Origin of the sequence: Gynuella sp. (genome assembly GCF_050297175.1) — a bacterium.
Lineage (GTDB): Bacteria > Pseudomonadota > Gammaproteobacteria > Pseudomonadales > Natronospirillaceae > Gynuella.
Genome location: NZ_JBNKSF010000007.1, coordinates 270,085 through 296,719 on the forward strand (window position 1 = coordinate 270,085; position 26,635 = coordinate 296,719).

Sequence of the window (26,635 nt, forward strand, 5' to 3'; positions counted from 1 at the left end):
AATGCCACGAAATGACCAATCGACAGCTACCAGACACTTTTACACTTGGTTGACAGCGTGGCAGCCCTTTTTCGTTAATTGACGGTGAAGTTCTGCTTTTTGTCCGAAAAAAAACAAACTGACCCAGAGCTTTTTATTTTATTTTGGTACTATCCGGCAAATTTTTGAAGCATAGGGCGAAACTCATGTCACGACCGCGTGTCGCTTTATTAATGTTACTATCCGTGTGGCTTTCCGGGTGTTCTGTTAATCGATTACCAGAGTCTCTGGGGTATGGCGTTTTAAATAATGATGACCTTGAGACGGTCAGAGAAGGATTGCCGACGTATTTATTGGTTCTAGATGGAGCTGTGATCAATTATCCCAGAAATGATGGCTTATTGCGCACGGCTTCGGACTTGAATGGGGCTTATGCCAGTTTGTTCGTTAAAGAAAAAGAACGCCGGGTACGGTTGATCGATAAAAGCCTGAAATATGCCCAGCGTCAGATGTGTGTCCATAAAAAAAGAGCTTGTGGACTGGAGACACTGGAGTATGGGCCGTTTCAGCAAATTGTACAGGGCATGGACAGAAAAAAGGACCTGGAGGCATTATACACGCTAGGTTCAGCGTGGGCTGGCTATATTCAGGAGCATTCAGATGATTGGAATGCCATTGCTGATCTGGCCAAGGTCGAGCTGATTATGAAGCAGGTTGTAGCGATTGATGAATCATATAGCCGTGGACAGGCTCTGTTGTATTTGGGCGTTATGAACAGCCTGATTCCTCCAGGTTTAGGAGGGAAGCCAGAAGTGGCCAGGGAGTATTTCGAACGTGGAATTGAACTAAGCCAGGGTCGGAATCTGATCATCAAAGTGAAGTATGCAGAGAAATATGCCCGGTTGGTGTTTGATCAGGATCTTCATGATCGGTTGTTACGTGAAGTGATCGCGGCTGACCCGGAAGAGAATGGCCTGACTTTGCAGAATCACTACGCCCAACAACTGGCCCAGGAATTGTTGGCCGAGAGTAATGACTATTTTTGATATCTGAGGAATTAAATGATTATTCGTTTTACGCTGTTTATTTTATCTCTGGTTCTGGTCGTACCGGCTTCGGCGGTGACACTAAAGATTTCTACTGCATATCCCGATGGCACTGCTATTTTGAAGGAATATCGTGCCGCCGGTAAGAAAATTGAAAAACAGACCGATGGACGGGTTAAAGTAAAATTCTACCCTGGTGGTGTCATGGGGGATGATAAAACAGTTAAGCGGAAGGTCAGAGTTGGGCAGTTAAGCGGTTTTATGGCTCCTATTTCTGCATTCGCAGACGACTATAAAGATGCCCAAATATATAACGGGCTACTGCTGTTCCGAAATTACGATGAGGTTGATGCTGTTCGGAAAACTCTGGATCCGATCATTGAAGCTGGGCTAATGGAACATGGTTGGAAAACGTTCAGTGTGGTTGAAGGTGGGTTTGCTTATCTTATGTCAGTGAACAGCGTGACAACTCTGGACGAACTGAAGCAACAGAAATTCTGGATTCCCACTGATGATCCTATATCCGAAAATCTGACCAGAGCTTTTGGTCTGTCTCCCATTATTTTAAATTATGGCGAAGTAAAAACCTCTCTAGAGACTGGAACGATTAATGCTCTCGCGTCACCACCTGTCGCTGCATTAAGTTTCTTCTGGTATACCAATATTAAAAAAATTACTGATTTGCCGTTCATGTATACCGCTGCTGCTCTGGCACTGGATGTGAAAGCCTACAAGAAGATTTCTGCTGACGATAAGAAATTGGTTGATGCCATATTCACTGAGGCGTCACAAAATATTGATCATCAGAATAGAAAAGATAATCAGGCTGCAATGAAAGTGTTGTTGAGCCGGGGAATTGATCTGGTTACTCCTGACGAAAATAATGTAGCTGAACTGGTAACATCTGCTGATCAAGCCAACCAGGTGCTGGTCGCAAAAGGTGAGTTTTCCCAAAAAATATATGATCTTGTCAAAGCTGAACTGGCGAAAGTCCGGGCACAGTAATTTGAGCATGATCTATTGAGCGGTACCGGAAGAATAGTGATGAGATTTATCAGGCGTTTGGGAACTCTGTGGAATGGGGTAGAGGATGTAATGCTGGTTGTATCGTTGTCCAGCATGATGATGTTGTCTGTAATACAAATCCTGATGAGAAATTTTATGGAGACCAGCCTGGTATGGGCGGATCCTCTTATTCGTATTTTGGTGTTATGGATTGCATTGCTCGGGGCAATGATTGGAACCCGTAAAAATCAACATATTGCGATTGATTTATTGAGCCATTATGCGCCGACCTCTTTGCAGTCTCTGGTTGCTCGTTTTATCGCTTTGATCGCCAGCATGATTGCATTTGTCATGGCTTATTTCAGCTGGCGCTTTGTGATGTCTGAAAAAGAGTATGAGACGGTAGCATTTTTAAGCGTTCATGCCTGGATATTTCAAATGTTGATTCCAATCGCTTTTGCTTCTATTGCCCTGCGTTTTGTGTCGGAACTTATTTTTGGAGGAAGGGTGACTGAAGAATGAGTTCCTTGATTACGGTTTTCCTGGCTTTTTTTGCTGTTGTTGGCGTTCCGCTGTTTCTGATTATCCTGGCATTTGCGATCTGGGGATTTTATACCTCAGAGATCGACTTGATGGTGCTTCCTATCGAGTTGTATCGGTTAACGGAGTCAAGTGTGTTGATGGCTCTGCCGATGTTTGCATTTGCAGGGTTTTTATTGAGTGAAAGCAAAACTGCTGATCGATTGGTAAGGCTGTCCAATGCTGCGCTTGGTTGGTTGCCTGGTGGCATGATTATTATTGCTTTGTTGACCAGTTCTTTCTTCACTATGCTTACCGGAGGATCTGGCGTTACGATCGTTGCGCTGGGGGCATTATTGTTACCCGCACTGACCCGCAGCGGATATAGCGAACGCTTCAGTATTGGCTTGATTACCTCCTCAGGTAGCATGGGTTTACTGCTTCCTCCTGCCATACCATTACTGTTGTACGGTGTCATTGCTCAGCAAATGGATATTTCCGGCGTGGAAATAAATGATCTCTTCATCGCCGGCCTGTTACCCGCGTTAATGATGATTGTTGTGGTATATGTGTATGGTTTGTGGGCCAATCGGCATGATCCTCTGCCTACCCAGGCATTCTCGGCCAGAGAACTGTGGTTATCTGTCAAGGAGGCCAAGTGGGAGCTAGCTGTACCAGTTATTGTGCTAGGGGGAATCTTCAGTGGTCTTTTGGTTGTTTCTGACGCTGCAGCAGTGACCGCGATTTACGTTCTGATCATTGAAGTCTTTGTATATAAAGAAATTCGCTTGCGTGATGTGCCCAAGGTCATGCGTGATTCAATGATCATGGTTGGCGGTATCTTAATGATTTTGGGGGTGGCCATGGCATTGACCAATTACCTGGTTGATGCCGAGATTCCTCAACTACTGTTTAATTTTATTCAGGCTAATGTCACCGATAAATTTACTTTTCTGGTGTTGTTGAACATTTTTCTGCTAATCCTGGGCGCTTTTCTGGACATCTTTGCGGCGATCATCATTATGGTGCCATTGATTTTGCCGGTCGCAGTCAGTTATGGAATTGATCCGGTCCACCTGGGCATTGTTTTTGTTGCCAACATGCAAATTGGGTATTTTACGCCGCCTGTGGGGATGAATTTGTTTATCGCAAGCTATCGTTTTAACAAATCCATTACGGCTTTGTACCGGGCTACTATCCCATTTATGCTGGTTTTGTTGATCACTGTTTTGATTATTACCTATGTCCCCTGGCTCAGTTTGGTCATGGTTCGTTAGTAAAGTGCTCATAAACTATTGACATCATTAGAGATTTCCTTAGAATGCGCTCCCACTCGACAGGGGGTAAGGAGATAAGATTCTCTTTCCTTTCGGTTCATTTAGAGCTGTACAAAATACAGAATTCTAAATAGGCTTTGTCGAACGGTAACACGAAAAATTGTTGTTACTGGCTAGTGGGTGTGTAGCTCAGCTGGGAGAGCATCGCCCTTACAAGGCGAGGGTCAGCGGTTCGATCCCGTTCACACCCACCACTTTTTTCAGAAGTGTAAAAACTGAAAACAACGGAGCGGTAGTTCAGTTGGTTAGAATACCGGCCTGTCACGCCGGGGGTCGCGGGTTCGAGTCCCGTCCGTTCCGCCAACTCTTTTTAGGTTCAAACAAGTATTTGGTTTCGAAGATCAATGGTTGAAAGCTCTCGCTTTCATATGCTTGTTTTACTTCACCCATCTCTTGCAATCGTCTTTCTACGCTATACATAGTCATAAGCGATGTGCTGGTTAGCAATTTGCTGATTTGACTTTCTGATTGTTCAAAAGCATGGCTACTGTTTGAGTATGTTGTGGTAGCAGTATTAGGGCTATGTATCTAGAATGTTAAAAATCAGTCCTTCAATAAATCTTTGAGCGGTACCTATTAGTGGGTGTCTAGGTCGTAGCGGGTTTTTGCTACTTTTTATCACTGGTCTGTCGTGGACTTATTAATTTTTATCTCAGCTGCACTGCCGTTAAAGTCAGGTTCCCAGTGCATAATCTTTATTGTTAATGGTTATTTTATTCACCAGTGACAGAATCTATGCGCTTTTTTGCAAAACTCTGTTAGTCATGTTTCGATTCTGAAAAAAAGAATAATGGAGTGTGTACATTTATGTCTTCTCAATATCCTCAATTGTTGTCTTCAATTCAAGTCGGTCACAAACTCATTCGTAATCGCATTATCATGGGTTCCATGCATACAGGGCTGGAAGAAGCCCCTGGTGGTTTTGAGCGATTGGCCGTTTTCTATCGGGAACGTGCTAAAGGACAGGTTGGTTTGATTATTACGGGCGGAATTGCTCCAAATAATGAAGGTAGAGTCGCTGCCCATGGTGCCAAGATGGCCAGTCAGGAAGATGTGGACAACCATAAAATCATCACATCTGCAGTTCACGCAGAAGGTGCATCAATATGCATGCAGATCTTGCATACGGGTCGTTATTCTTATCAGCCCGATCAAGTATCGGCCAGTGCAATTAAAGCCCCTATCAACCCTTTTACACCAAAAGCATTGAGTTCTGATGAGGTGGAACAGCAGATTCAAGATTTTGCCCGTGCTGCCAAACTGGCTCAACAGGCAGGGTATGACGGTGTAGAAGTGATGGGGTCAGAAGGTTACTTCATTAATCAGTTTATCGCTTCCAGAACCAATCAGCGAGAAGATCATTGGGGGGGGAGCTTCAGTAATCGATGTCGATTGGCGATATCCATTGTAAAAGCGATACGGGAAGCTTGTGGCGATGAGTTTTTAATCATATTTCGGTTGTCGCTCATTGACTTGGTTGAAGATGGTTGTGAGTGGCATGAGGTCGTTCAATTGGGACAGTGGATTCAGGAAGCAGGTGCCAATCTGATTAATAGCGGAATTGGTTGGCATGAATCCAGGGTTCCGACCATCGCTACCAGTGTTCCCCGGGCAGCATTTGTAAGTCTGACGGCACGTATGAAAGAACACCTTGATATTCCAATTGTTGCAACTAATCGGATTAATACGCCTGAGGTTGGTGAGGAGATACTGCTTGCCGGTCACGCAGATATGATTTGTATGGCACGGCCATTTTTGGCCGACCCTGACTTCGTTATAAAAGTTTCAACGGGTAAAGCGGACTTGATAAATACCTGCATTGCTTGTAATCAGGCTTGTTTGGATCATATTTTTGAAATGAAAACGACCAGTTGTCTGGTCAACCCGCGAGCATGTCATGAAACTCTGCTTCAGTATGTTCCTGTAACGCTTCCAAAAAAAGTGGCTGTAATCGGTGCAGGCCCTGCGGGTTTGAGCGCGTCTGTTGTGGCAGCTGAAAGAGGTCATCGTGTGACGTTGTTTGAAGCCAGTGAGCAGATAGGTGGGCAGTTTAATATTGCCAAGAGAATTCCAGGCAAAGCAGAGTTTCAGGAGACTCTGCGCTATTACTCGAGAATGCTTGACGAGACGGGGGTAGAGTTAAGGCTGAATACTTATGTTCAGGCGGAACAGTTGAGTAATGAGGGGTTTGAGGAGGTAATTGTTGCTACTGGAATTTTACCCAGACTGTTGGATATCCCGGGGATCGACCATCCGACAGTTACGAATTATCTGGAAGTGCTAACTGGCAAGGTTGAAGTGAATGGTAGTGTGGCGATTATTGGTGCCGGGGGCATTGGTTTTGATGTAGCGGAGTTTATTGCTCATAAAAATCAAGACTGTTCAGTTCAGACATTTGCAGAGCAGTGGGGGATCGATTTGACCGTGAAGTCGGCAGGTGGGTTACAGCCACCAAAACCCGCACATGCCCTTCAGCAGATTATCATGCTTCAGCGAAAAACCGGTAGTTTGGGCCAAACATTAGGTAAAACAACAGGTTGGATACACAAAAGTGGTTTAAAAAAAGCCGGGGTCCGAATGTTAAGTGGGGTAACCTATTTAAAGATCGATGATCAGGGATTGCATGTTGAAATTGAAAACGAAGTGAGTGTTCTATCTGTGGATCATATTGTGATTTGTGCAGGTCAGGAGCCAGATCAACGACTGTTTGAGGCTTTATCCCTTTATCCGTCTATTCACTCTGTGGCTGTGGGCGGGGCGCGAAAAGCAGGTGAACTTGATGCAAAAAGAGCGATCAGAGAAGGTGCAGAAATAGCTGCTTCGATTTAAAATATGACCATTCAGGTCACACTTATATATATGATTAACAAAAAATGCTAGAAAGTGCCGAAAAATTCGCAGTTTGCGTCACATTTTTGCATTAAATTATATGTACTTACTAATCTATGCTTATTGCGTCACACTTTGGGAATAATAGGCAGCTAAAATGTTTTAGTGAACGAGTGTTTTTCTTTCAGGGTTCGGCTTTTTAGGGTAGGAATATGAAATCCGATAGTAATGAAGCAGTTTTTTTCTTCGGGAAAAAAGGCATTACAAAGGAAATGCTATATGCTGAATTTGAAGCTGTGCTGGATGGAGTGGTTGGTATTCCTGAATTTGCCGGGCAGGAAGTACAGGCGTGTTATCTCACCATATCTTCCAGTCTGGAAGCTACCGGTTGTGTCTTATTTGCCATTGAGTTTGATGAAGCGGGTCGGGCTGATCGTGACTGGAATATTCCTCTGCGTCATCTGGTAGAAAATGCTGGTCCGGGTCCTGACATGGGGAGTGGGCCAATCAGGTTGGCCTGTCGTTCTCAATGTTCTGTTGCCTGGTATCAAAGAGAGCTATGGGAGCCTTCAACAAAAGGCGGGCTCAATCATTTCGTTGCTATTCGTGATGCACTAAAACGTAATCGCTTAGGGCTAAAAAAGGCTCGGTCAGTTGAGAGCTCTCAGAATTATTCTGATATTCCAGTGATCAATGATCAGGTTCCTCCGTTGCTTACTCCTGACCCTGCTATGGTTGCCGAACAGGCAAAAGCCAGTGCTGAACAAGCTAAAGCCAGTGCCAGTGACAAAGCATTGATTGCTGAGCTTAAAGCGAAAGAAACACTCTACCGTTCTCAAATTGTTGATATTGCCACTGAATATAAAGAGAAATTTCAACAGCTTGATGAGCGTAGGAAGCAGGACATCGAGCAGTTAAAGCGAGTCATGCGTAACGAATCACAAGTGGCCAAGCAGCAGTTGATAGACTCTGAACAGTTGATCGCTCAGAAGAGTGTGTTGTATGAGACTCTGGCTGAAAAATATCGCAAACTTGCGGCTGAGTTTGAGGCGCTGAGAGAAAAGTTTGGATCACAAAAAGAAAAGCTGGATCAATTGAAAGATGCCCATTTGGAGTTGCTTGAGAAACAAGCCAGTACCTCTAAAACAGGATCTGAGGAATTGGGAAGGTTGCATGCACAGGTCTCAAAATTAACTGATGAGCTCGATACTTATCGGGAAGCTAAGATCGAATATGAAAAACGTCTAATTGAGGCTAAAAACAAGGCTGAACGTGCTGCCAGTCAGAAAATTGATGAGTTTATTGATCAGTTGCAGTCTCAGGATGTTGTATTCGTTGCTTATCACGCTGGGGCTGGGCATATGAGTTTGCCGGCCAAGTTATTAAAAGATTACCTGGAAGATCCTGATGTTTATGCTGCACAAAAATGTGGCGTTTCCGTCAATCAGTATCGTGAGTGGGTAGCTCATTATGAGGCTTCTATTTGTCAGGAATGTGGTGTTCCGATCAAACGCATTGATAGTCCAGCTGAATATGTTGAGGGTAATCACAATTACTGTGTACGCCATAAAAAAAACTCTAATGTCTCACCGTTGAGGCGTAGTTCGTAAGCAATTGACGTTTTTACAATCCATTCCATGGCAGGCTTTCCTCGATAGAGGGGTTCATTTATTCACATATCGGGAAGATTTGAATCACCCTTATATATCCGGTAACAAGCTCTATAAGTTGACACCATTGTTAACCCATTATCCGGCAGATGACGCTCTGCCGGTTGTCAGTTTTGGAGGCCCATATTCCAATCATCTCCATGCCTTGGGATGGCTGTGTCACCAAAAGCATATTCCTGTTATTGGGGTAATCCGTGGTCTGGATCACCCAGAAATGTCACCTACTTTGAAAGATGTTCAGCATTGGGGAATGGAGCTGCATTTCGTTTCGCGCAGTCAATACCGTGAATGGTGTGATATGCCCTATCCTAAGGCAGCTGAAAAGGCTGAAAAACAGTTTGGCAGGTGTTGTCTGATTCCCGAAGGTGGAGCCACGGCTGACGTTGTGGATGCTTATGAGCCATTGGCTGCGAAAATATATCAGGAAATAGTGCCTGACTATTTGTTTTGCGCGACTGGGACAGGTTCTACTGTTGGGGGACTGTTTAAATTCGCCAAGAACAGTAAAGTTCATGGCATTCAATGTGTTGCAGAAGGAAAGGCCACATATAGTCGAATCGCACAATGGATTGATACCAAATCTATTCCGTCAGATTTGGTTCTGATCGATTTTCATCGAGGTGGTTTTGCGAAAACAGATTCAGAGCTATTGGCTTTTTGTCGGGAATTTTCCAAGCAATTCAATATTCCTTTGGAGCCAATATATACGGGAAAAACATTCATGGCTGTGTATCAGTTGCTGTTAAGAAATTACTTTCCACCCGGTAGTGAAGTAGTGGTAGTACACACGGGGGGGCTGCAAGGAAATCGCGGATTTGAAAAACGATTCAAGGAAAAGAACCTGGCTGAATTTACAGCGTCTGACTGGCATTTCATTTAAGATACTGCAACTACTGTTTTCTATTTGAGTTGTATTATGCTTATTCACTGGTTCCCTGGGCATATGAATAAAGCCCGGCGGCAAATTCAGGAAGTTATTAATAAAATTGATGTGGTAATTGAAGTGTTGGATGCCAGATTGCCTGAGTCCAGCCGCAATCCCCTGCTCACTAAGTTACGTGCTGATCGTCCTGTCATTAAGGTCATGAGTAAATCGGATCTTGCTGATCCTGTGGTTACGGAACAATGGCTTCAACATTTTCGGCAGCAGCAGGATGTGATTCCCCTGGCAATCACAACTGAGCATCCTGACCGTGCGAGACAAATCCCCGAACTGGCTAAAAAACTGATTCCTCACAGAGGAGTTATGGGAAAACCTGTGAGAGCTATGATCATGGGAATTCCTAACGTTGGTAAGTCAACCCTCATTAATACGCTGCTGGGAAGAAAGATGGTGAAGGTTGGTAACGAACCTGCCATTACTAAAGGGCAACAAAAGGTCATGATAGGGGATGAGTTTCAGTTGATGGATACTCCGGGAATTATGTCCCCATCGCCGCAGGGCGAAATGAGTGGTTATCGTTTGGCAGCCTCGGGTGCGATCAGGGATACCGCTCTTGATTACGACGACGTGGCAATGTATTTGGTGGACTATCTAATGCAACGATATCCGGATTTGTTGATGACACGCTATGGATTGCAGACAATGGCAGAAGACAGCTATCAGTGCCTGGCTCAAATTGCTGCAAAAAGAGGTTGTTTGAAGAAAGGCGGTTTTGATTTGCACAAGGTCAGTGATTTGGTTGTACGAGAGTTTCGGGACGGCAAACTCGGTAGTATTAGTCTTGAGGAACCAGGTCAGGAAATTCCCTATCGGGATTTGGAGCCGGACCCGCAATAGCTGCTAAACCTCCAATAAGGCGCGGACATGTTGCTCAACTGATGCAGCCAGTGCTTTCAGATTATATCCGCCTTCCAGCATAGAAATAACGCGGCCGTCGGCGTACTTATTGGCAATTTCACAGAGTCTGGAGGTGATCCAGTGATAGTCATTGGCCAGCCAGTTCATTTCTGCCATCGGATCATCTCTGTGAGCGTCGAAGCCTGCTGAAATAAAAATAAACTCCGGTTTGTGCTGTACTAACGCTGGTAGCCACTGTGCTTCCCATATCTTCATCAATTGTTCGCCAGTACTGAATGCAGGGATAGGGCTATTGATGATATTGGGACGGTCAATGTTCCAATGGCTGTTCGGATAAAAAGGATGCTGAAATGATGAGCAGAACAAGACATCCGGTATATTTTTGAATATCTCTACTGTGCCATTCCCCTGATGTACGTCAAAGTCAATCACTGCCACTCGTTTGATATTATGTTTTGAGCGCAGCTCCTGAACAGCAACTGCGATGTTATTGATAAAGCAAAAGCCCATCGTAGTATTGGGTTCGGCATGGTGTCCAGGAGGCCTGACAGCACAAAAGGCTCTCTGATATTTACCGTCGACGATATCGTTAACGGCCTGAATGCCCGCGCCGGCAGCAAAATAAGCCGCGTCATGACTGTGAGGACCCATTAATGTATCCGGGTCAGCCTGAATTAACCCGGACAGTGGCGACATTTGTTCCAGTTGCTCTATGTACCGAGGGTGATGAACCCTGAGCACAGCTTCTTCATATGCCATTTCAGCCTGTAGTTGCAGCATTTTATTGTTCAGGCCAAGATTGGAAAAATGGCGCTGGATAGCCATTGTTCTGGCTGGACTTTCCGGATGTCCCTCACCCATGTCATGTTTTTCTGTGAAAGGGTGGCTCAAGAAGGCGGTATCTATCATTATTGTGATTATCAGTCTGGGTCTGAACGATTCTTAAATATAAGAGAATTTCATGGCGGAGACTATGCCTTAAACACTAATGATTCTGAACTAGCGAAAGGTCGGTGATCATGTCAGCTTTAGCAACCTTCTTTAACCCCGACAGTATTGTTGTATTTGGTGCTTCAGAGCGCGAAGGCAGCATGGGGGCCCTGGTAATGAAAAATATCGTGGCTGCAGGCTACGATAAAACGCTGATTGCTATAAACCTGAAACCATACAGTCAGGTGTTTGGTGTTCCCTGCTATCAGAGTCTTGCCAAGATCAAGCAACCAATTGATCTGGCAATTATATGTTTGCCAGCAGAAAATATTTCCAAAGTATTGAAGCAGATTGCTAAGAAAAGAATTCGTTCAGCAGTCCTGCTGACTGGCGGCATCAGTCGCCAGAAAGGTGCAACAAGAGCGGCTAACCAGGGTATCAGGGACCTGGCAATTAAGTTGGGTATCCGAATAATCGGTCCGAATTCAATGGGGGTGATGATTCCAGCGCTGAAAATAAATGCCTCTTTTGCGCATTTATTTCCTTCAGCCGGAACAACTGCGTTTGTGGGCCAGTCAGCAGCAATGGGCAGTGCTTTGTTGGATTGGGCGGTTGGTCGTGGTATCGGTTTTTCCCACTTTATTACCGTAGGAGCCGCAGCGGATGTAGAAATCGCGGACATTGTGGACTATCTGGCGGCTGACCGACGGGTTAAGTCCATTCTGCTCAATATCGAAACATTACCTGATGCTCGTAGATTGATGACCGCGTTGAGAGCTGCATCCAGAACCAAGAAAGTATTGGCAATTCGAAGTGGGCTGAAGGACCCCGTACCTGCCGGTTTAAAAAGTCGTGATCGGGTGGATTATCGCTTTTTCCGGCGTGCAGGGGTGCTCGAAGCAGAATCCATGGATGGCTTGTTTAACGGGTTTGAGATTCTCAACCGCATGAAACCGTTGTTCTTTGAGTCCCTGGCCATTATTTCCAATGGGCTGGGTACTTCAATGCTGGCTTTGAATCGTCTGGTGCAACTCAAAGGTCAGCTTGCGGATATGTCCAGTATTAAAGATGCTCTAAAAGATGTCACCTGGTATCAGGACGAAATCGGCTTTAATCCAATGGTGGTTGCGCCGAACACGTCGACTGAGGGATATCGGAGTTTGCTGCAAATGGTTGATAAGGTGAAAGGTTTGGGGGCGATAATGCTGGTGGTGACCCCGAATCACAGAAGTCATCCCATGCGATTAGCTGAGAGCCTGGTTCCGCTTATTAAGTCAAGCCGGCATATGGTATTAACGTGTTGGTTGGGGATCGAGTCTGTTCGTGAGGCGAGGGAGCTGTTTGATCGTCACAACCTGCTAAATTTTGATTCTCCCTCTGAGGCTGTCGAAGCGTTTATGATTATGGTTCATCATGAACGTAATCAGACCAGCCTTCGGGAGACCCCACCCCAGTCATTTAGTATTCAGGCATCCAATAAAGCAACCGTCGAATCATTGATTCATTCAGTTAAGCAGCAGAACCGCGAATACATGACCTGGATTGAGGCCCGGACAGTACTTGAAATATATGGTTTCAATCTTGTCGGTTCGAATTTTTATACCTCTCAGAAACAGTTATTTGCCGAACCCAATCAGGCATATCCCGTCTCCCTGCGACTGGTTCATGAGGCTTATTGTTATCCATTTGCCTATGATGATAATCCCAGAACCCGATGGCGTGGAGTGGTCATTTCGATCAATGACTTCAATGAGCTGAAAGATGCTACCCACCAGTTGTTGTCTGATCAAAAAAATCTGTTCCCTGGCAGTAAAGTACTGGGGTTTGGTGTCCAGCCGATGAGGCGAAAAATGGACTCGCTGGTATTCTCAATGGGGTTGACCCGGGATTCCCTGGTTGGCCCGCTCGTGGTGTTTGGAGAGGGGGGTTCTACAGCAGATATATTGGCTGATCGGCGCTTTGGTTTACCGCCATTGAATTCGAATCATACCCGAAAATTGATTTACCGTAGTCATGCATACTCTGTATTAAGTGAGAGATCCGATAATCCGGAAAAAGATATCGAAGAACTCAGTACAGCGTTGATGGCTGTTAGTCAGATTGCCATTGATCACCCGAGCATTGAAGGTTTGGAAGTTAACTTGCTGCTGCTACCTGACCACTCTCTGCTGGTATTGGGGGTTGCGATCAATCTGGGTAAGTCTTTTCCATCTCCAATCGTGCCTTATCCTATTCATCTAGAAGAATCAATGACGTTAAAAGATGGTCAGGAGCTGGTCTTGAGACCTATTCGGGCGGAAGATGAAGCAGAGTTGAAACTGTTTTTTGAACGCATGACAGCAGAAGCTTTGCGCTTTCGCTTTTTTGGCAGTCGTTTGAATTTTGAACATCGTGAGCTCGCTGCCATGTGTCAGATTGATTATGGTAGAGAGATGGCATTTGTCGCGGTTGATCAGTACCAGCGCATTTGGGGAGAGGTACGGACCTGGAAGGATGTTAATACCAATGAGATCGAATTTGCCGTAATGGTCGATCCTGAAATGCAGGGGAAAGGGTTTGGTTCGCAATTGATGCAGCGTATGATCCGGTACAGTGAAAATGAAAAAGCGACTGCTATCGTCGCTGAAATCATGAGTGACAACGAGCCCATGCTAAGGCTTGCCCGTCACTGTGGTTTTGAGCAGGTTTGTCAGGACGATGGTGTGTGTATGGTAAAACTGGAACTGAAAAAAGATGCTGTATCAACTGGATGAGACTTATTGGTCAATTGATTTTCAAGAAAAGCACGATTTGTCGGCAGGTAATATTCTTTTGTTTCAGGGGGGGAATCTGATTGTACCCAACTCCGGTGATTGGGTTTTGCAAGCAAAGGATATTCTGAATATTGAGGTTGATAGTGTCGGCTATATTGCCTCCCTGGAGGGGGTTCCCTGGTTTGCAGGTTGGTTGGATGAAAGTTATGAGCTGCCTGAAGGTTGGTGGGTTGTTACCGTTCGTGATGTTGCCCGAGAAAATGAGCAGGTTTTTGCGATGGTTAGCCGGGCTGTTCAGCTGCATACCTGGCGGCAGGACCATCGGTTTTGTGGGCGTTGTGGGCATAGAACACGATATTTTGATCATGAACCAGGGGCCCATTGTGATCATTGCGGGTTGACTGCTTATCCCAGGATATCGCCTTGCGTTATTGTGTTGGTGTATCGGGGGGAAGAAGTGTTACTGGCCAATGGTGTGCGTCACAAAGACTCAGGTATGTATTCAACGCTCGCAGGGTTTGTTGAGGCAGGGGAATCTGCGGAACAGGCTGTATATCGAGAAATTCTCGAAGAAGTCGGTGTGAGAGTGAAAAACATTAGTTATTTAAACAGTCAAACTTGGCCTTTTCCGCATCAACTAATGCTTGGCTATGAGGCTGAATACGAATCAGGAGATATCCGGATTCAGGAACATGAAATTCTGGATGCCCGCTGGTTCCATATCGAAGACCTGCCAAAATATGCACCTAACCTGAGTATTGCAGGCTGGATGATCGAAAGGCATCGGGAAAAGGTTCGTATGGCGAAGAAATAAAGGCGTTATGAGTATTAAACAGATAACGCCTCTGCTGCTTAGTGCTTGTCTTTTTTCTTATGAGCATCGCGATACATGAAATAGAAAATACCTCCGGTAATAAGTACCACGAGGCCAACGGTTCCTATTCCTGCGAAGATAATCTGATCGATATACATAATTACACTCTCCATACATATGCATGTAGGACGAGTGTAATTAAAAAATCAACACCAAAAGTTGATACGGATCAGCCCAAGCTGGAGACAATAATATCCAGCTCGCAACGTTCGGTTTCGCTCAATGCGGCAAGATCCCATAATGCTCTCTGATCCAATAAGGAGATTTCCTTGGCGTTACCCGTAATCTCGATCAGATCCTGCTTTTGAAAGCGTGTAAATACTCGGCTTACTGTCTCAACTGCTAAGCCAAGATAGTTTGCCATATCAGCCCGGGACATAGATAAACGGAAGGTTTTGTCAGAAAAACCGCGACGTTTGAATCTGGATGCCAAGTTTAACAAAAAAGAGGCGATACGTTCTTCTGCGCTTTTCTTTGATAACAACAACATCATTTGCTGGTCATCACGAATTTCCTTGCCCATCGTCCGCAATAACTGGCGTCTAAGTGCGGGTAATTCTGCACTCAGATCATCCAGACTCTCAAATGGAATTTCGCAGACGTTAGTGGTTTCAAGTGCCTTCGCTGAACACGTGTACAGTTGTGTATCAAAATTACTTAACCCAACCAGTTCGCTGGCCAAATGAAATCCTGTAATTTGTTCTTCACCATCATTTGTTAGCGTATAGGTTTTAAGAGTCCCCGTACGTACAGCATATACCGATGTAAACGGCTCGCCCTGCCTGAACAGATGATCACCTTTTTGGATGGGACGACCACGACGGATAATTTTTTCCAGTTTGTCGAGGTCGTTGTCCTGTAAGCCAATAGGTAGACAGAGGGGATGCAGGCTACAGGTATCGCAGTGGGCAGTACTAACCATAGAAAATTTTCCTGACAATATTTTTGGTCACATTATGGAACTTGATTCAGATCATGCAAGTATATTGACTAATATCATGACTTTTTTTTTGGACATGTACTTTACCTGCATTGATTAGCTTATGGCTCCTGGTTCCCAGCTTTCCACCTGAGTTTGTTTCATTGGGCTTAGAGGCCCGTCATCGCCAATATTCAGCGAGGCAATGCCATTAATACTCAGAGTATTGAAATCGAACAGGCTGGTATCCGCCAGTTGTGATGGCGCGACATTCTGGATTGCTCTAAAAATAATTTCACTGCGGCCGGGCTGCAGTTTTTCCCAGTCTTTCAACATTTGTTTGATTGACTGACGCTGAAGATTTTCCTGTGAACCACACAAGTTGCATGGAATGATCGGAAATTCCTTAGTCTCAGCATACTGTACAATATCTTCCTCTTGGCAGTAGGCCATAGGGCGAATCAGAATATTACGTCCTGAATCTGCCAGTAATTTAGGAGGCATTGCCTTAAGTTTGCCACCGTAAAACATGTTCAGGAAAAGGGTTTCAATGATGTCATCGCGGTGATGACCCAGAGCGATTTTATTTGCCTGAATCTGTTCCGCAAAAGCATACAGAGTTCCGCGCCTGAGACGGGAACACATTCCACAGGTGGTTTTTCCTTCCGGCACCATATCCTGAACAATGCTATAAGTATCCCGTTCCAGAATATGATAAGGCACATTGATAGATTGCAGATATTCGGGCAGCACATGCTCAGGAAAGCCAGGCTGTTTTTGGTCAAGATTAACAGCCACCAGATCGAAATGTACCGGTGCACTTTTCTGTAGCCCCAGAAGAATGTCCAGCATCGTGTAGGAATCCTTGCCTCCCGACAAACATACCATTACCTTGTCGCCATCTTCGATCATATTGTAGTCAGCAATTGCTTTTCCGACTTCCCGGCGCAGGCGCTTTTGTAGTTTGTTAAATTCTGTTTTGTCTTTTTTACTGAGTGTTTGCATGGTTTGAGGCAGGATTGGAATATGGATAAAAAACGAACGCGCGTTCTACCATTTTCCTTAGTGCTTGTAAATCAAGCAGCTATAGAGTCTTGTTTTAACCAAGCCTGTAAAAAATGAACAAACTTGACTTTGTCATGAAACTCCCTGCTAGGATGAAAATTTTTACACCAGTATTCGGCTATTCTTATGACATCCGTTTTAGCGGGTACAGGGATCCCTGAACTTTCATACATAAACCAAGCAATTGCAGTGGAATAAGCCAGATTGGTGGATAGTTCAAGATGAGGTTGTTCGAGAAAGCTTCTCTGACCAGCTAAACCTCTGACTTTACTCGCCAGGTCTGGTGTCTGCGCCAGATAATTGTCCCAAATGTTGTTATGTTCCTGCTCAGTGATATTAAAAAGACCATAACCCTGGTCAGAACTACATCCTAAATGATATCCAAGATCTGATTCTGTGGCGGCCGTGGCAATCAGTAGAGCTTCGTGCGCTTCATTCCAGACCCCGAAATATTCCAGTGTCGGTTTAATAACGCAGTTTTTTAATTCGCTTGCACAGATACCCATATATTTCACCAAAAAATGAAGTAAATGGTCTTTGCTTCAATATTGACTATATCGGTTCGCAGATACTGAAACTAAAGACTATTTACATAATCCGTCAACAAAAGTACTTATAAATTACGCTAGCAAAATCTATGAAAGGTATTAGATCTTTTGGTTGGTTTTCACTTAATTATTAGCATATTTAGTCACTAAAAATGCGCACATGCTGTTTGTTGCAGGCGCAATTGATGACTTTGATGGTTATTGAAAACAGAGTTGGCTCCAGTTCTGCAAAAAAGTGTCAGATATTTTTACGCTGCAGAATACAGTCGGGTAGGTGCTGCATCAGAAATGTGTCGTGTAGGTGATAATGAGTGTCACTTTCTATCGCTCTTGGGTAGCGAGGGGCAGACCTGTCATTGATAAGGTTACCCCAGTGACTGGTTGTTTTAATAAACTCTATTGCAAATGCTTCGTCCCAGGAAAAGCAGCCTTTAAGAATGACATCCAGATAACTTTGGGTTATCGGATATTCTGATGATGGTGATCTGGTTTGGTGGCCAACATAGGTCCAGACGATTGCATCATCAGGAAGCTGATGTTTGGTAATAATATGGCTTGTTTTCAGTGTAATACGCCCATAACCCTGTTCCCGCTCATCAAATTTGGCCAGGTTTTTTGTATCTACTGGAAATATCACACCATTGCATTCAGAAAACTCATCCTGAACTGCTCCCACTGCTATATGCATTGTCTGTGGTACAGATACGTACCAGCCGCGTTTAATTCCTTTAACAGTAGCTGGGATCGCATCGCCGGTGATGCCAGTACGTGAGCGGCTGTCTGCACAGATCAGACTGCCGTAACCAAAAATGTAATTGTTCATGAAGCTACAACCTCTATTGCCGAATACGCGGTCCATATCGCCAGGGAAAAAACCAATATTGCACTGAAAATACGAGTGAGCCGATGGGAGATCAGTTGGATCATGGATTGGCTGAAAATCGTCAGTCCGGTCATGGCTGGGAATGTGCCTAGTCCGAATGCCAGCATGGTTAGTGCTCCGTAGAAAGGGTTTGCCGACAAGCTGGCGAGACCCAGAGCAGAATAGATCATTCCACAGGGTAACCAACCCCAGGTGACACCTGCTGCGAAGGCCATTGCCATCGAATTAGGACGCTTGATTCTGATCGCCAAAGGCTGGATAAATGACCACAATACTTTACCCACACGTTCCAGGCCGGCCAGAGCATTCCAAATTCCAGACAGATATAACGCCATGCCCAGCAGCAGTAATGCTGCTAGTAATCGTAAGTACAAAATAGAAGACTGCGGGATGAAACTGGCAAACAGAGCAAAGATTAATCCTATCAGCATGTAACTACTGACGCGGCCTAGCTGATAGAGCAAACTGTATCCCAGGTGACCAGGCGCATTAAGCCCCAAAGCGGTAGCAATACCTCCACACATAGCCACGCAGTGGCCTGCCCCGAGAAGACCTAATAAGAAGGCGGGTAGTAACTGTTCAATCATGTTTATCTGAATCTTTCTTCTTCGGCATTTTGTCCAAATCGTCATCATAAAGAATTTTATGGGCCGGACTGTCGAGATCATCATACTGTCCTTTTCTGACTGCCCAGACCAAACCTGCCAGAGCGGTGCCTAACAACAGAAGAGACAGTGGTATCAGTAAGTAGAGAATCTGCATGTTATATCTGTATTTTTCGAGTTAGCCTGAGAGCATTTAATACTACCAGAAGTGAACTAAAAGACATGCCTACAGCAGCCATCCACGGAGTAATCAGCCCCGACATGGCGAGTGGTAATGCGATAAGGTTATAGATCAAACCCCAAGCCAGATTCTGGCGAATAATACGTTGGGTCTTACGAGCCAGAACAATTGCCATAGGAATTTTCCCTAACTGGTTGTTCAGCAGCAAAATATCCGCAGTCTGCTTAGTCAGTTCGGTTGCGTTGGCCATAGCAATAGATACGTCTGCCCGGCTCAATGATAGCGTATCATTAAGCCCGTCACCGACCATTAACACCGGCTGCTCAATGGCGTCTATATATTGTACTTTCGTATGCGGGCTTTGTTCCGCTGCTACATGGTCAAACCGTAATACGTCATTGATCTGCCGAGCCCTTTCGGTTCGGTCTCCAGTGAGCATGTGTGTTGTCAGTTGGGCCTTTTGTTTAAGGGCTTGAACGGCCACCATAGCATCCGGTCTAATCTGATCTGCAATTTCAATCCAGGCGATATCGGTATCTGTGGTGCTGAGCAATAACCAGTGCCCGTGTCCAGGCCTGCTGATACCTGGGCGAACCCAGTCTGGTTTGCCCAGGCGATATTGATGTGTATCGATACTCCCTTTTATGCCTTCAGAAGTGTGAACGGACACTTCTGTTGCGCGCAATGAGCTTATGAATGGCTTAAATGCAATGGAGACAGGATGTTCACTGTGTGATTCCAGGGCTGCACAAATGTTGAGAGTTCTTTGTTCATTCCACAGGTTGTTTAACAACTTCACCTGGACGACAGTAAACTGCCCATTGGTCAACGTACCGGTTTTATCAAATACGACCTCAGAAACCTTTGCCAGAGACGGTAACGCGTTTCCCCTTGTCGCGATAATTCCCTCACGACGTAAATTGGCGCTGGTCGCTGTGAGTGCGACAGGCGTGGCAAGAGACAGAGCACATGGACAGGTCACAACGAGAACAGATAATGCGACCCAGAATGCTCTCTCCGAATCGATGAAATACCAGCCTATGCCGGTTAATATTGAGAGGGCGAGAATGATCAGAACAAACATACTGGCGCCCTGATCGGCAATTTCTGCAATACGGGGTTTTTCTGATTCCATACGATTCAGCAGGCGAACCATCAGACTGATGGATGACGAGTTAGGGGCATGTGATACTTTGACGCGAATGATCCCTTCGGTATTGGTTGACCCTGCAAGTATGCTGTCTCCCAGCTGCTTGTGTACCGGATCAAATTCGCCAGTGATCATAGACTCATCAATCGCTGCCTGGCCGGAGATGATGTGTCCATCGGCTGGTGCTGATTCTCCGGGCAAAATTTCGATAATGTCATTTACAGTCAGTTTTTTACTGGGAATTTCCAGCAATTGTTCTTCTTTTACAATGTGAGCCGTTGCAGGTACCAGGTCGTCGATAGAGTTGCTGCTGATGGCGAGGTGTTGTCGGGCTCTGAATTCGAGAAAGCGTCCTAGCAACAGAAAAAAAGTAAACATGGTAACTGACTCGTAATAGGTTTCTCCTGCCTGAGTAAGTGTTGCCCATACACTTGGAATAAAGGCTAATATGATTGCCAGTGATACGGGTACGTCCATACCCAGGTGCCTGCTTTTCAGATCCCTCAGTGCCGCCTGATAAAAGGGGAGTGCAGAATAGAAGAAGACCGGTAGGGTCAGAGCTAGGCTGGTCCAGCGAAGTAGGTTTTCAAATTGCCAGTCTATTTGCCCCAAATAAATTGCAAAGGTATTCATCATGACTTGCATCATGCCAATACCTGCTATGCCGATTCGTAAAAGGAAGTCTTTTTGGGTTTTGTCAATAATGCTGTCTTGCTGGCTGGGTTGATAAGGTTTTCCCCGATAACCCAAATGATGCAGTTCTACAAATACCTCTGAGAGCTTTACTAATGTAAGGTCAGCTTCTACTCGCAGCTGATGACTGGACAGATTCAGATTGGCCTGATGAATGCCCTTAAGCTGCAATAATCGCTTTTCAATCAGCCAAACACAGGCAGCACAGCTGATTCCCTCGATAGCCAGCGTAAAAGAGGCATGGGCAGGGTCAGTACGATCGACAAAATCATCCTGGATGTCAGGGTCGTCATAAATTTTGTACTGACTGATATGGCGGCGTTTAAACGTTTCGGGGTTTTCGCTGGTGTTTTCCCGAAACTTATAAAACTGGTCCAAGCCGCAGCCGGCTATAGTCAAAGCTGCTGCCATACACCCTGCACAACAAAAGTAGCGCTCTTCGTTTAGTATGGTCGCGCGAAATTGGTTTGTTGTATTGGGCAGGCCGCAGTGAAAACAAACCTCATCTGGTGTATCTGCCATAAACACTATGACTTCGGTTTAAGGAATACCTGTTCATTTAATGGAAATACTGCTTCGCCGTGCAGGCGCCAGAAGTCATTTGAATGGTTGTTTTCATCAGCAGGTTGAATCTGCAACAACCTTCGTCCGGAAACAGGCTCAGGCAGGGCACCCGTGTAGATCCCCCCACTATTGGTTAAAACAATATTGACATCTTTGGATGCCTGAGTTGGAAAAATAATTTGCAAACTGAGTTGCGCCGGTAGGGTTTCGAGGTTTCCGGATAAACTGAGTCTGATGATTTGATTTTCCAGAGCCATTTGAGCCTGAATGTTTCGGCTGGTAGCGTATTCGTCCTGCTGTTCTCGTACTTTAATGGCCAGACCATCTTTATAAAAATTATCGACCACAACTCCGTCATTACTGGTGATAGCAAGGTAGAGCATCAAAAAGCTGGCACAAATGACAACAATAAGGGGAGCCAAAACTAGCCATAGCCATACTTGCTTATACCATGGTGCAGAATCACGATTCATTGTCATACTCAATGTTTAAAACCCACTGGTCCAAAAAAGCGACTTTCCGTGGTTACTTTAACTTTGTCATCAATTTTATCTGTCAAAGTAAAGAAAATTGCCTGACTTGGGGTTGTTAGTGCTTTGGGTGAAGCAACCAGTCGGAGTGGGAGGTCAATGCTTTCACCTGAATCGAGTGAGATTGAAGCATTGTTAACGATCTTGAGGGAATCAGGACCTTTAACAGTTAGCACAAAGTTACGCCGTTCTTCCGCCATATTCATAATCTTAACCTGATAACTGTTTTCGACCAGTCCATTAGGAGTCATTCTATGCAGAGCTCCCCGGTCACGAATGATATCCATAGCCAGCGGAATGCGCGTAGCAATGGTGTAACTGAACAATGACATCATAACGATCAAAGCTGCACCATACCCCAGCAGTCTTGGACGGATAGGGTGAGTTTTTTCTCCCGCCAGATTGTGTTCTGTTGTGTAACGTATCAGCCCCTTTTCATAGCCCATCTTATCCATAACCGAGTCGCAGGCATCAATACAGGCGGCACAGCTGATACATTCATATTGAAGCCCATCCCGGATGTCGATGCCGGTTGGGCAGACGTGAACACACAAATCACAATCTATGCAGTCACCCAGGCCCAGCTCTTTGGGGTCAACTCCACGTTTGCGGCTGCCACGGGTCTCACCGCGCTTAGGATCATAAGATACGATCAAAGTGTCTTTATCAAACATGACTGACTGAAAACGCGCATATGGGCACATATAAATGCAGACCTGCTCCCGCATCCAGCCGGCATTCAAATAAGTAGCCACCGTAAAGAACAATATCCAGAATAAAGACCAGCCAGTGATAGCAAATGTTGCGAGATCCACTATCAAGGTGCGAATCGGTGAAAAATATCCAACAAAAGTGAAACCTGTCCAAAATGCTACCATGAGCCAGGCAGCATGTTTCGCTGTTTTACGAAGGAATTTTTCTGCACTCATAGATTGCGCGTCGAGCTTGATACGACGATTGCGCTGTCCTTCCGTTTTTTCTTCGAACCACATGAAAATCCATGTCCAAACACTTTGCGGACAGGTGTAACCACACCAGACCCGACCAGCATAGACTGTTATAAAAAACAAAGAAAAAGCGGCAATAATCAACAGCCATGACAGGAGCATGAAATCCTGCGGCCAGAAAGTGAGCCCCAAAATGTAGAATTTTCGAGAAGGCAGGTCAAACCAGATGGCCTGTCGACCATCCCAATTAAGCCATGGAGAACCAAAGTACAACGAAAACAGAAAAATGCCGCCGAAAAAACGTAATGATCGAAACAGCCCTTTGACCCGACGGATGTAAATTTTTTCGTGAGCTTGATAAAGATCATACGATTCGCTTTTCGGGGTGACATCTTGAACTTCGATTTTTTCCGACATGGATCTGAGTTACCTGAAAAAAAATATGTAGTATTTCCACTTTGTTAAAGAGACCGCAAACAAGATGGACCACTTAACAAAGTGGAAACCAGATGATTCTGGTTTCCACAGGACTTTTTAGTGACTTAAGCTGTAGACATAAGCTGAGACTAATTGTACTTTAGCAGACCCTAAAATACTATTCCATGCAGGCATGTTACCTGCCCGGCCATTGTTGATAGTGAGCTTGATATTATTGAGCAGTGACTCACTGTCGTTACGATATAGCCACACATTGTCAGTCAGGTTTGGTGCACCAAGAACCTGATTGCCTTTACCATCAACCCCGTGACAAGCTACACAGGATGTCATGAACAAAGCTTTCCCTTGCATCGCCAGAGTTTGGTCGTGTTCATTGCCGGAAAGGCTCAAGACATAATTGGCAACCGCATTAACACCAGCAGCACCGAGGGCCTGACCCCAGGCGGGCATCTGACCACGGCGACCACCGGATACTGTTTTATGAATGGTTTGGCTGATGCTGTTGTTTGCATCGTTGTACAGCCAATCATTGTCAGTCAGATTAGGGAATCCATAGCCGCCAGTAGCAGCACTGCCATGACAGAGTGCGCAGTTGTTCAGGAATATGCGTTTACCCATTTGCAGAGCTCTTGGTTCATTCTGCAGGTCCTCGATACTCATGGCCGCGTAGCGATCAAAGATGTCCCCGTATTTTTTGTCGTGAGCTGCGATTTCCTGTTCTAACTGCTTGTGTGACGTCCAACCGGAGAATCCGTGCCAGTTACCCAAGCCAAAATAAGCATAATAACCAAGTCCGTATACCATGGCGCCCCAGAACATATATAGCCACCAGGCCGGCAATGGATTGTTATATTCCTGAATACCATCGTATGAATGGTCCAGAACTTCATCATCACCGGTCGAGCCTGTGACTTTTCGTGTAGCACTAATCAACCAGAATAGTAAGCCGATTGAGCCGATTGCGATGATCCAGATATACCAGTGCCAGAAACTACTCATCATCTTGTTTCTCCGTATTTTTTTTAGCTGACTCGGGCTCATCTGCGAATGGCAGATTTGCAGCTTCGTCGAAACTGGACTTGCGCTTGCTACTGTAAGCCCACGCCACGACAGCAATGAAACCGATCATTGTTGTCACTGTAGCCAGTCCTCTTAAATCGTTAATATCCATGAGAATCTACCGTGGAATAGCCGTTCCGAGGCTTTGCAGATAGGCGACCAGAGCGTCTACCTCTGTGACACCTGCAACAGCATTTTTAGCACCTGCAATGTCTGCCTCCGTATAGGGAACACCCAGCATCTTCATGGCTTTCATTTTGGTCGCTGTTTTTTCACCGGTCAGGGTATTTTCAAATAACCACGGGAAAGCGGGCATGATAGATTCAGGAACTACGTCTCTTGGGTTCCAAAGGTGGGCCTTATGCCATTCGTCTGAATAACGTTCACCCACTCTTTGCAGATCAGGTCCTGTCCGTTTTGAACCCCACAGGAATGGATGATCGTAAACGAACTCACCTGCCTGAGAGTAAGGTCCATAACGCTCGACCTCTGCACGAAGAGGTCGCACCATTTGGGTGTGGCAGACATTACAGCCCTCGCGTATATAAATATCGCGACCTTCGAGTTCAAGCGCCGTGTAAGGCTTGAGTCCTGCAACCGCCTTAGTTGTATCTTTGATGAAAAACAAAGGCACAATCTCAATCAGACCGCCAAAACTGATAGCAATCAGTACAAACAAGGTCATCAGGCCGAGATTTTTTTCGACAAATTCATGTTGCATATCACTTCTCCTTAGGCTGTCTGAGGAACTGAGTCAGCATCAGACTCTTTGGTCATCTGCGCAGTTTTCCAGACGTTATAGGCCATTACCAACATACCCAGAAGGAATATTCCACCACCGATTACTCGAACAATATATCCGGGACGGCTGGCTTCAACGCTCTGAACAAAGCTGTACATTAACGTTCCATCCTCATTGACTGCACGCCAGAACAGGCCTTGCATAATACCGTTCACCCACATGGCGCAGATGTAGAAAACAACCCCAATAGTGGCAAGCCAGAAATGCAGGTTTACAAGAGAAGAGCGATACATCTGACGTACACCGAACAGTTTGGGCATCATATGATAAATAGAACCGATGGATATCATCGCAACCCACCCCAAAGCGCCAGAATGAACGTGACCGATTGTCCAGTCTGTGTTGTGAGAAAGTGCATTGACTGTTTTGATAGACATCATGGGACCTTCGAAGGTCGACATGCCATAGAACGACAGTGAAACAACCAGGAACCTCAGAATTGGATCTGTTCTCAGTTTATGCCAGGCACCTGACAGTGTCATCATGCCATTGATCATTCCACCCCAGGATGGAGCCAGTAGAATTAAGGACATTACCATGCCGAGGCTTTGAGCCCAGTCCGGTAGCGCTGAATAATGCAAATGGTGACCACCTGCCCACATATAAACACCAATCAGGGCCCAGAAGTGGACAATGGAAAGGCGATAAGAATAAACCGGCCGCTCTGCCTGCTTAGGAACAAAATAATACATCATGCCCAGGAAGCCAGCTGTCAGGAAGAATCCTACTGCGTTATGGCCGTACCACCACTGAACCATGGCATCCATTGTGCCCGCATAGACGGAGTATGACTTGAACCAGCTGACGGGTAATTCTGCATTATTGACGGTATGCAATAAGGCAACTGTGATGATAAATGCCAGATAGAACCAGTTTCCTACATATATATGGGATGTTTTTCTGGCTCTGAGTGTCATAACAAAAACGGCCAGATAAGCTAGCCATACAATGGTAATCAGAATATCGATTGGCCATTCCAGCTCAGCATATTCTTTTGAGCTGGTCATACCAAGTGGCAAGGTTATCGCTGCTGCCACAATGACTAATTGCCAGCCCCAGAAGGTAAACCAGGCGAGGCCAGGCAGCGCCAGGCGTGTCTGGCAGGTGCGTTGCACCGTGTAATAAGAAGTCGCAAACAGTGCGCATCCGCCAAATGCAAATATAACTGCATTCGTGTGAAGAGGGCGTAATCTTCCAAAATGGATATATGGACCAAAGGTCAAAGCATCAGGCCATATTAATTGCGCAGCAATTAATACTCCGACACTCATGCCGACAATGCCCCAAACAACGGTCATGATGGAAAACCATTTCACCACGTCCATTTCGTATTGCGGCTGTTCTGTTGCAGAGGTTGTATGACTCATAGATCAGCTTCCGTCGAGGTTTTTGTTTATTAATATTTTATGAGAAGGGGTTCGAAAACGGGCGAAAGTATGAGTAAAACGTTTTTTTTTTGCAAATGACCTGAGGCAATAAGTGGGCACTTAAGTCATTTTATTTGTGTA

Annotated in this window: 25 protein-coding genes and 2 tRNA genes; 12 read left to right on the forward strand and 15 right to left on the reverse strand. The window is 45.3% G+C overall.

Features of this window, described 5'->3' with window-relative positions; all coding sequences use genetic code 11:
* Positions 1-185 precede the first annotated feature (185 nt).
* The 10 genes from ACQY6I_RS02300 (at position 186) to ylqF (ending at position 10,165) form a co-directional block, all read left to right on the forward strand.
* Positions 186-1,025 (forward strand): TRAP transporter TatT component family protein, encoded by an 840-nt coding sequence (locus tag ACQY6I_RS02300; protein ID WP_428239849.1) that lies wholly within the window; start codon positions 186-188, stop codon positions 1,023-1,025.
* A gap of 15 nt (positions 1,026-1,040) precedes the next feature.
* The gene (gene dctP / locus ACQY6I_RS02305; protein ID WP_428239850.1) at positions 1,041-2,030 is read left to right on the forward strand and encodes a TRAP transporter substrate-binding protein DctP; all 990 of its coding nucleotides are present in this window, start codon (positions 1,041-1,043) and stop codon (positions 2,028-2,030) included.
* Positions 2,031-2,069: 39 nt separating this feature from the next.
* Positions 2,070-2,552, forward strand: coding sequence for a TRAP transporter small permease (locus ACQY6I_RS02310; RefSeq protein ID WP_428239851.1), 483 nt, complete (start codon positions 2,070-2,072; stop codon positions 2,550-2,552).
* On the forward strand, positions 2,549-3,826 hold the full coding sequence (locus ACQY6I_RS02315; RefSeq protein ID WP_428239852.1) for a TRAP transporter large permease: 1,278 nt from the start codon (positions 2,549-2,551) through the stop codon (positions 3,824-3,826). Before ACQY6I_RS02310 ends, ACQY6I_RS02315 begins: the two co-directional genes overlap by 4 nt.
* A gap of 178 nt (positions 3,827-4,004) precedes the next feature.
* Positions 4,005-4,080 (forward strand) — tRNA-Val (locus ACQY6I_RS02320).
* Positions 4,081-4,112: 32 nt separating this feature from the next.
* Positions 4,113-4,189: transfer RNA gene (locus ACQY6I_RS02325), tRNA-Asp, on the forward strand.
* A gap of 504 nt (positions 4,190-4,693) precedes the next feature.
* Positions 4,694-6,715: an FAD-dependent oxidoreductase gene (locus ACQY6I_RS02330; RefSeq protein ID WP_428239853.1), complete on the forward strand. Its 2,022-nt coding sequence runs from the start codon at positions 4,694-4,696 to the stop codon at positions 6,713-6,715.
* Positions 6,716-6,927: 212 nt separating this feature from the next.
* Positions 6,928-8,325 carry a hypothetical protein gene (locus ACQY6I_RS02335; RefSeq protein WP_428239854.1) on the forward strand — a complete coding sequence of 466 codons (1,398 nt, stop codon included), beginning with the start codon at positions 6,928-6,930 and terminating at the stop codon, positions 8,323-8,325.
* Positions 8,326-8,329: 4 nt separating this feature from the next.
* Complete coding sequence (locus ACQY6I_RS02340; protein ID WP_428239855.1) at positions 8,330-9,265, forward strand: 1-aminocyclopropane-1-carboxylate deaminase/D-cysteine desulfhydrase; 936 nt, start codon at positions 8,330-8,332, stop codon at positions 9,263-9,265.
* Between the two features lie 36 nt (positions 9,266-9,301).
* A complete protein-coding gene (gene ylqF / locus ACQY6I_RS02345; protein WP_428239856.1) occupies positions 9,302-10,165 on the forward strand; it encodes a ribosome biogenesis GTPase YlqF in 864 nt (287 codons plus the stop codon).
* A gap of 3 nt (positions 10,166-10,168) precedes the next feature.
* Here ylqF and ACQY6I_RS02350 read toward each other — a convergent pair whose 3' ends face one another.
* Positions 10,169-11,047 (reverse strand): histone deacetylase family protein, encoded by an 879-nt coding sequence (locus ACQY6I_RS02350; RefSeq protein WP_428239857.1) that lies wholly within the window; start codon positions 11,045-11,047, stop codon positions 10,169-10,171.
* A gap of 158 nt (positions 11,048-11,205) precedes the next feature.
* Here ACQY6I_RS02350 and ACQY6I_RS02355 point away from each other — a divergent pair, with 158 nt between their 5' ends.
* Positions 11,206-13,869 carry a bifunctional acetate--CoA ligase family protein/GNAT family N-acetyltransferase gene (locus ACQY6I_RS02355; protein WP_428239858.1) on the forward strand — a complete coding sequence of 888 codons (2,664 nt, stop codon included), beginning with the start codon at positions 11,206-11,208 and terminating at the stop codon, positions 13,867-13,869.
* Positions 13,850-14,683, forward strand: a complete 834-nt coding sequence (gene nudC, locus ACQY6I_RS02360) for an NAD(+) diphosphatase (protein ID WP_428239859.1) — start codon at positions 13,850-13,852, stop codon at positions 14,681-14,683. Before ACQY6I_RS02355 ends, nudC begins: the two co-directional genes overlap by 20 nt.
* Before the next feature lie 38 nt (positions 14,684-14,721).
* On the opposite strand, the gene ccoM is transcribed toward nudC, so the two are convergent.
* The 14 genes from ccoM to ccoN all read right to left on the reverse strand — a co-directional run bounded on the left by ccoM (position 14,722) and on the right by ccoN (position 26,494).
* A complete protein-coding gene (ccoM, locus tag ACQY6I_RS02365) occupies positions 14,722-14,841 on the reverse strand; it encodes a cytochrome c oxidase subunit CcoM (RefSeq protein WP_428239860.1) in 120 nt (39 codons plus the stop codon).
* Positions 14,842-14,912: 71 nt separating this feature from the next.
* Positions 14,913-15,665, reverse strand: a complete 753-nt coding sequence (gene fnr, locus ACQY6I_RS02370) for a fumarate/nitrate reduction transcriptional regulator Fnr (protein ID WP_428239861.1) — start codon at positions 15,663-15,665, stop codon at positions 14,913-14,915.
* Between the two features lie 114 nt (positions 15,666-15,779).
* A complete protein-coding gene (ttcA, locus tag ACQY6I_RS02375; RefSeq protein ID WP_428239862.1) occupies positions 15,780-16,667 on the reverse strand; it encodes a tRNA 2-thiocytidine(32) synthetase TtcA in 888 nt (295 codons plus the stop codon).
* Positions 16,668-16,738: 71 nt separating this feature from the next.
* Positions 16,739-17,233 carry a hypothetical protein gene (locus tag ACQY6I_RS02380; protein WP_428239863.1) on the reverse strand — a complete coding sequence of 165 codons (495 nt, stop codon included), beginning with the start codon at positions 17,231-17,233 and terminating at the stop codon, positions 16,739-16,741.
* 280 nt (positions 17,234-17,513) lie between these two features.
* The gene (locus tag ACQY6I_RS02385) at positions 17,514-18,098 is read right to left on the reverse strand and encodes a gamma-glutamylcyclotransferase family protein (RefSeq protein ID WP_428239864.1); all 585 of its coding nucleotides are present in this window, start codon (positions 18,096-18,098) and stop codon (positions 17,514-17,516) included.
* Positions 18,095-18,745 carry a sulfite exporter TauE/SafE family protein gene (locus ACQY6I_RS02390; protein ID WP_428239865.1) on the reverse strand — a complete coding sequence of 217 codons (651 nt, stop codon included), beginning with the start codon at positions 18,743-18,745 and terminating at the stop codon, positions 18,095-18,097. Before ACQY6I_RS02390 ends, ACQY6I_RS02385 begins: the two co-directional genes overlap by 4 nt.
* Positions 18,738-18,920, reverse strand: a complete 183-nt coding sequence (gene ccoS, locus ACQY6I_RS02395; protein ID WP_428239866.1) for a cbb3-type cytochrome oxidase assembly protein CcoS — start codon at positions 18,918-18,920, stop codon at positions 18,738-18,740. The genes ACQY6I_RS02390 and ccoS overlap by 8 nt, the downstream gene beginning before the upstream one ends.
* A gap of 1 nt (position 18,921) precedes the next feature.
* Entirely contained in the window at positions 18,922-21,309 is a 2,388-nt protein-coding gene (locus ACQY6I_RS02400) for a heavy metal translocating P-type ATPase (RefSeq protein WP_428239867.1), read from the reverse strand.
* 5 nt (positions 21,310-21,314) lie between these two features.
* Positions 21,315-21,824 carry a FixH family protein gene (locus ACQY6I_RS02405; RefSeq protein ID WP_428239868.1) on the reverse strand — a complete coding sequence of 170 codons (510 nt, stop codon included), beginning with the start codon at positions 21,822-21,824 and terminating at the stop codon, positions 21,315-21,317.
* An 8-nt stretch (positions 21,825-21,832) separates the two neighbouring features.
* Positions 21,833-23,245: a cytochrome c oxidase accessory protein CcoG gene (ccoG, locus tag ACQY6I_RS02410; protein WP_428239869.1), complete on the reverse strand. Its 1,413-nt coding sequence runs from the start codon at positions 23,243-23,245 to the stop codon at positions 21,833-21,835.
* A 117-nt stretch (positions 23,246-23,362) separates the two neighbouring features.
* Positions 23,363-24,268 (reverse strand): cytochrome-c oxidase, cbb3-type subunit III, encoded by a 906-nt coding sequence (ccoP, locus tag ACQY6I_RS02415; protein WP_428239870.1) that lies wholly within the window; start codon positions 24,266-24,268, stop codon positions 23,363-23,365.
* Positions 24,258-24,437: a cbb3-type cytochrome oxidase subunit 3 gene (locus tag ACQY6I_RS02420; protein WP_428239871.1), complete on the reverse strand. Its 180-nt coding sequence runs from the start codon at positions 24,435-24,437 to the stop codon at positions 24,258-24,260. Before ACQY6I_RS02420 ends, ccoP begins: the two co-directional genes overlap by 11 nt.
* 6 nt (positions 24,438-24,443) lie before the next feature.
* Positions 24,444-25,046, reverse strand: a complete 603-nt coding sequence (gene ccoO / locus ACQY6I_RS02425) for a cytochrome-c oxidase, cbb3-type subunit II (protein WP_428239872.1) — start codon at positions 25,044-25,046, stop codon at positions 24,444-24,446.
* Between the two features lie 11 nt (positions 25,047-25,057).
* Complete coding sequence (ccoN, locus tag ACQY6I_RS02430) at positions 25,058-26,494, reverse strand: cytochrome-c oxidase, cbb3-type subunit I (protein WP_428239873.1); 1,437 nt, start codon at positions 26,492-26,494, stop codon at positions 25,058-25,060.
* Between the last annotated feature and the right edge of the window lie 141 nt (positions 26,495-26,635).

Coding starts and splice junctions, on each gene's coding strand:
- ACQY6I_RS02300 (WP_428239849.1), top strand. CDS start 186: ATGTCACGACCGCGTGTCGCTTTATTAATGTTACTATCCGTGTGGCTT.
- dctP (WP_428239850.1), top strand. CDS start 1,041: ATGATTATTCGTTTTACGCTGTTTATTTTATCTCTGGTTCTGGTCGTA.
- ACQY6I_RS02310 (WP_428239851.1), top strand. CDS start 2,070: ATGAGATTTATCAGGCGTTTGGGAACTCTGTGGAATGGGGTAGAGGAT.
- ACQY6I_RS02315 (WP_428239852.1), top strand. CDS start 2,549: ATGAGTTCCTTGATTACGGTTTTCCTGGCTTTTTTTGCTGTTGTTGGC.
- ACQY6I_RS02330 (WP_428239853.1), top strand. CDS start 4,694: ATGTCTTCTCAATATCCTCAATTGTTGTCTTCAATTCAAGTCGGTCAC.
- ACQY6I_RS02335 (WP_428239854.1), top strand. CDS start 6,928: ATGAAATCCGATAGTAATGAAGCAGTTTTTTTCTTCGGGAAAAAAGGC.
- ylqF (WP_428239856.1), top strand. CDS start 9,302: ATGCTTATTCACTGGTTCCCTGGGCATATGAATAAAGCCCGGCGGCAA.
- ACQY6I_RS02350 (WP_428239857.1), bottom strand. CDS start 11,047: ATGGGTGAGGGACATCCGGAAAGTCCAGCCAGAACAATGGCTATCCAG.
- ACQY6I_RS02355 (WP_428239858.1), top strand. CDS start 11,206: ATGTCAGCTTTAGCAACCTTCTTTAACCCCGACAGTATTGTTGTATTT.
- nudC (WP_428239859.1), top strand. CDS start 13,850: ATGCTGTATCAACTGGATGAGACTTATTGGTCAATTGATTTTCAAGAA.
- ccoM (WP_428239860.1), bottom strand. CDS start 14,841: ATGTATATCGATCAGATTATCTTCGCAGGAATAGGAACCGTTGGCCTC.
- fnr (WP_428239861.1), bottom strand. CDS start 15,665: ATGGTTAGTACTGCCCACTGCGATACCTGTAGCCTGCATCCCCTCTGT.
- ttcA (WP_428239862.1), bottom strand. CDS start 16,667: ATGCAAACACTCAGTAAAAAAGACAAAACAGAATTTAACAAACTACAA.
- ACQY6I_RS02380 (WP_428239863.1), bottom strand. CDS start 17,233: ATGGGTATCTGTGCAAGCGAATTAAAAAACTGCGTTATTAAACCGACA.
- ACQY6I_RS02385 (WP_428239864.1), bottom strand. CDS start 18,098: ATGAACAATTACATTTTTGGTTACGGCAGTCTGATCTGTGCAGACAGC.
- ACQY6I_RS02390 (WP_428239865.1), bottom strand. CDS start 18,745: ATGATTGAACAGTTACTACCCGCCTTCTTATTAGGTCTTCTCGGGGCA.
- ccoS (WP_428239866.1), bottom strand. CDS start 18,920: ATGCAGATTCTCTACTTACTGATACCACTGTCTCTTCTGTTGTTAGGC.
- ACQY6I_RS02400 (WP_428239867.1), bottom strand. CDS start 21,309: ATGGCAGATACACCAGATGAGGTTTGTTTTCACTGCGGCCTGCCCAAT.
- ACQY6I_RS02405 (WP_428239868.1), bottom strand. CDS start 21,824: ATGAATCGTGATTCTGCACCATGGTATAAGCAAGTATGGCTATGGCTA.
- ccoG (WP_428239869.1), bottom strand. CDS start 23,245: ATGTCGGAAAAAATCGAAGTTCAAGATGTCACCCCGAAAAGCGAATCG.
- ccoP (WP_428239870.1), bottom strand. CDS start 24,268: ATGATGAGTAGTTTCTGGCACTGGTATATCTGGATCATCGCAATCGGC.
- ACQY6I_RS02420 (WP_428239871.1), bottom strand. CDS start 24,437: ATGGATATTAACGATTTAAGAGGACTGGCTACAGTGACAACAATGATC.
- ccoO (WP_428239872.1), bottom strand. CDS start 25,046: ATGCAACATGAATTTGTCGAAAAAAATCTCGGCCTGATGACCTTGTTT.
- ccoN (WP_428239873.1), bottom strand. CDS start 26,494: ATGAGTCATACAACCTCTGCAACAGAACAGCCGCAATACGAAATGGAC.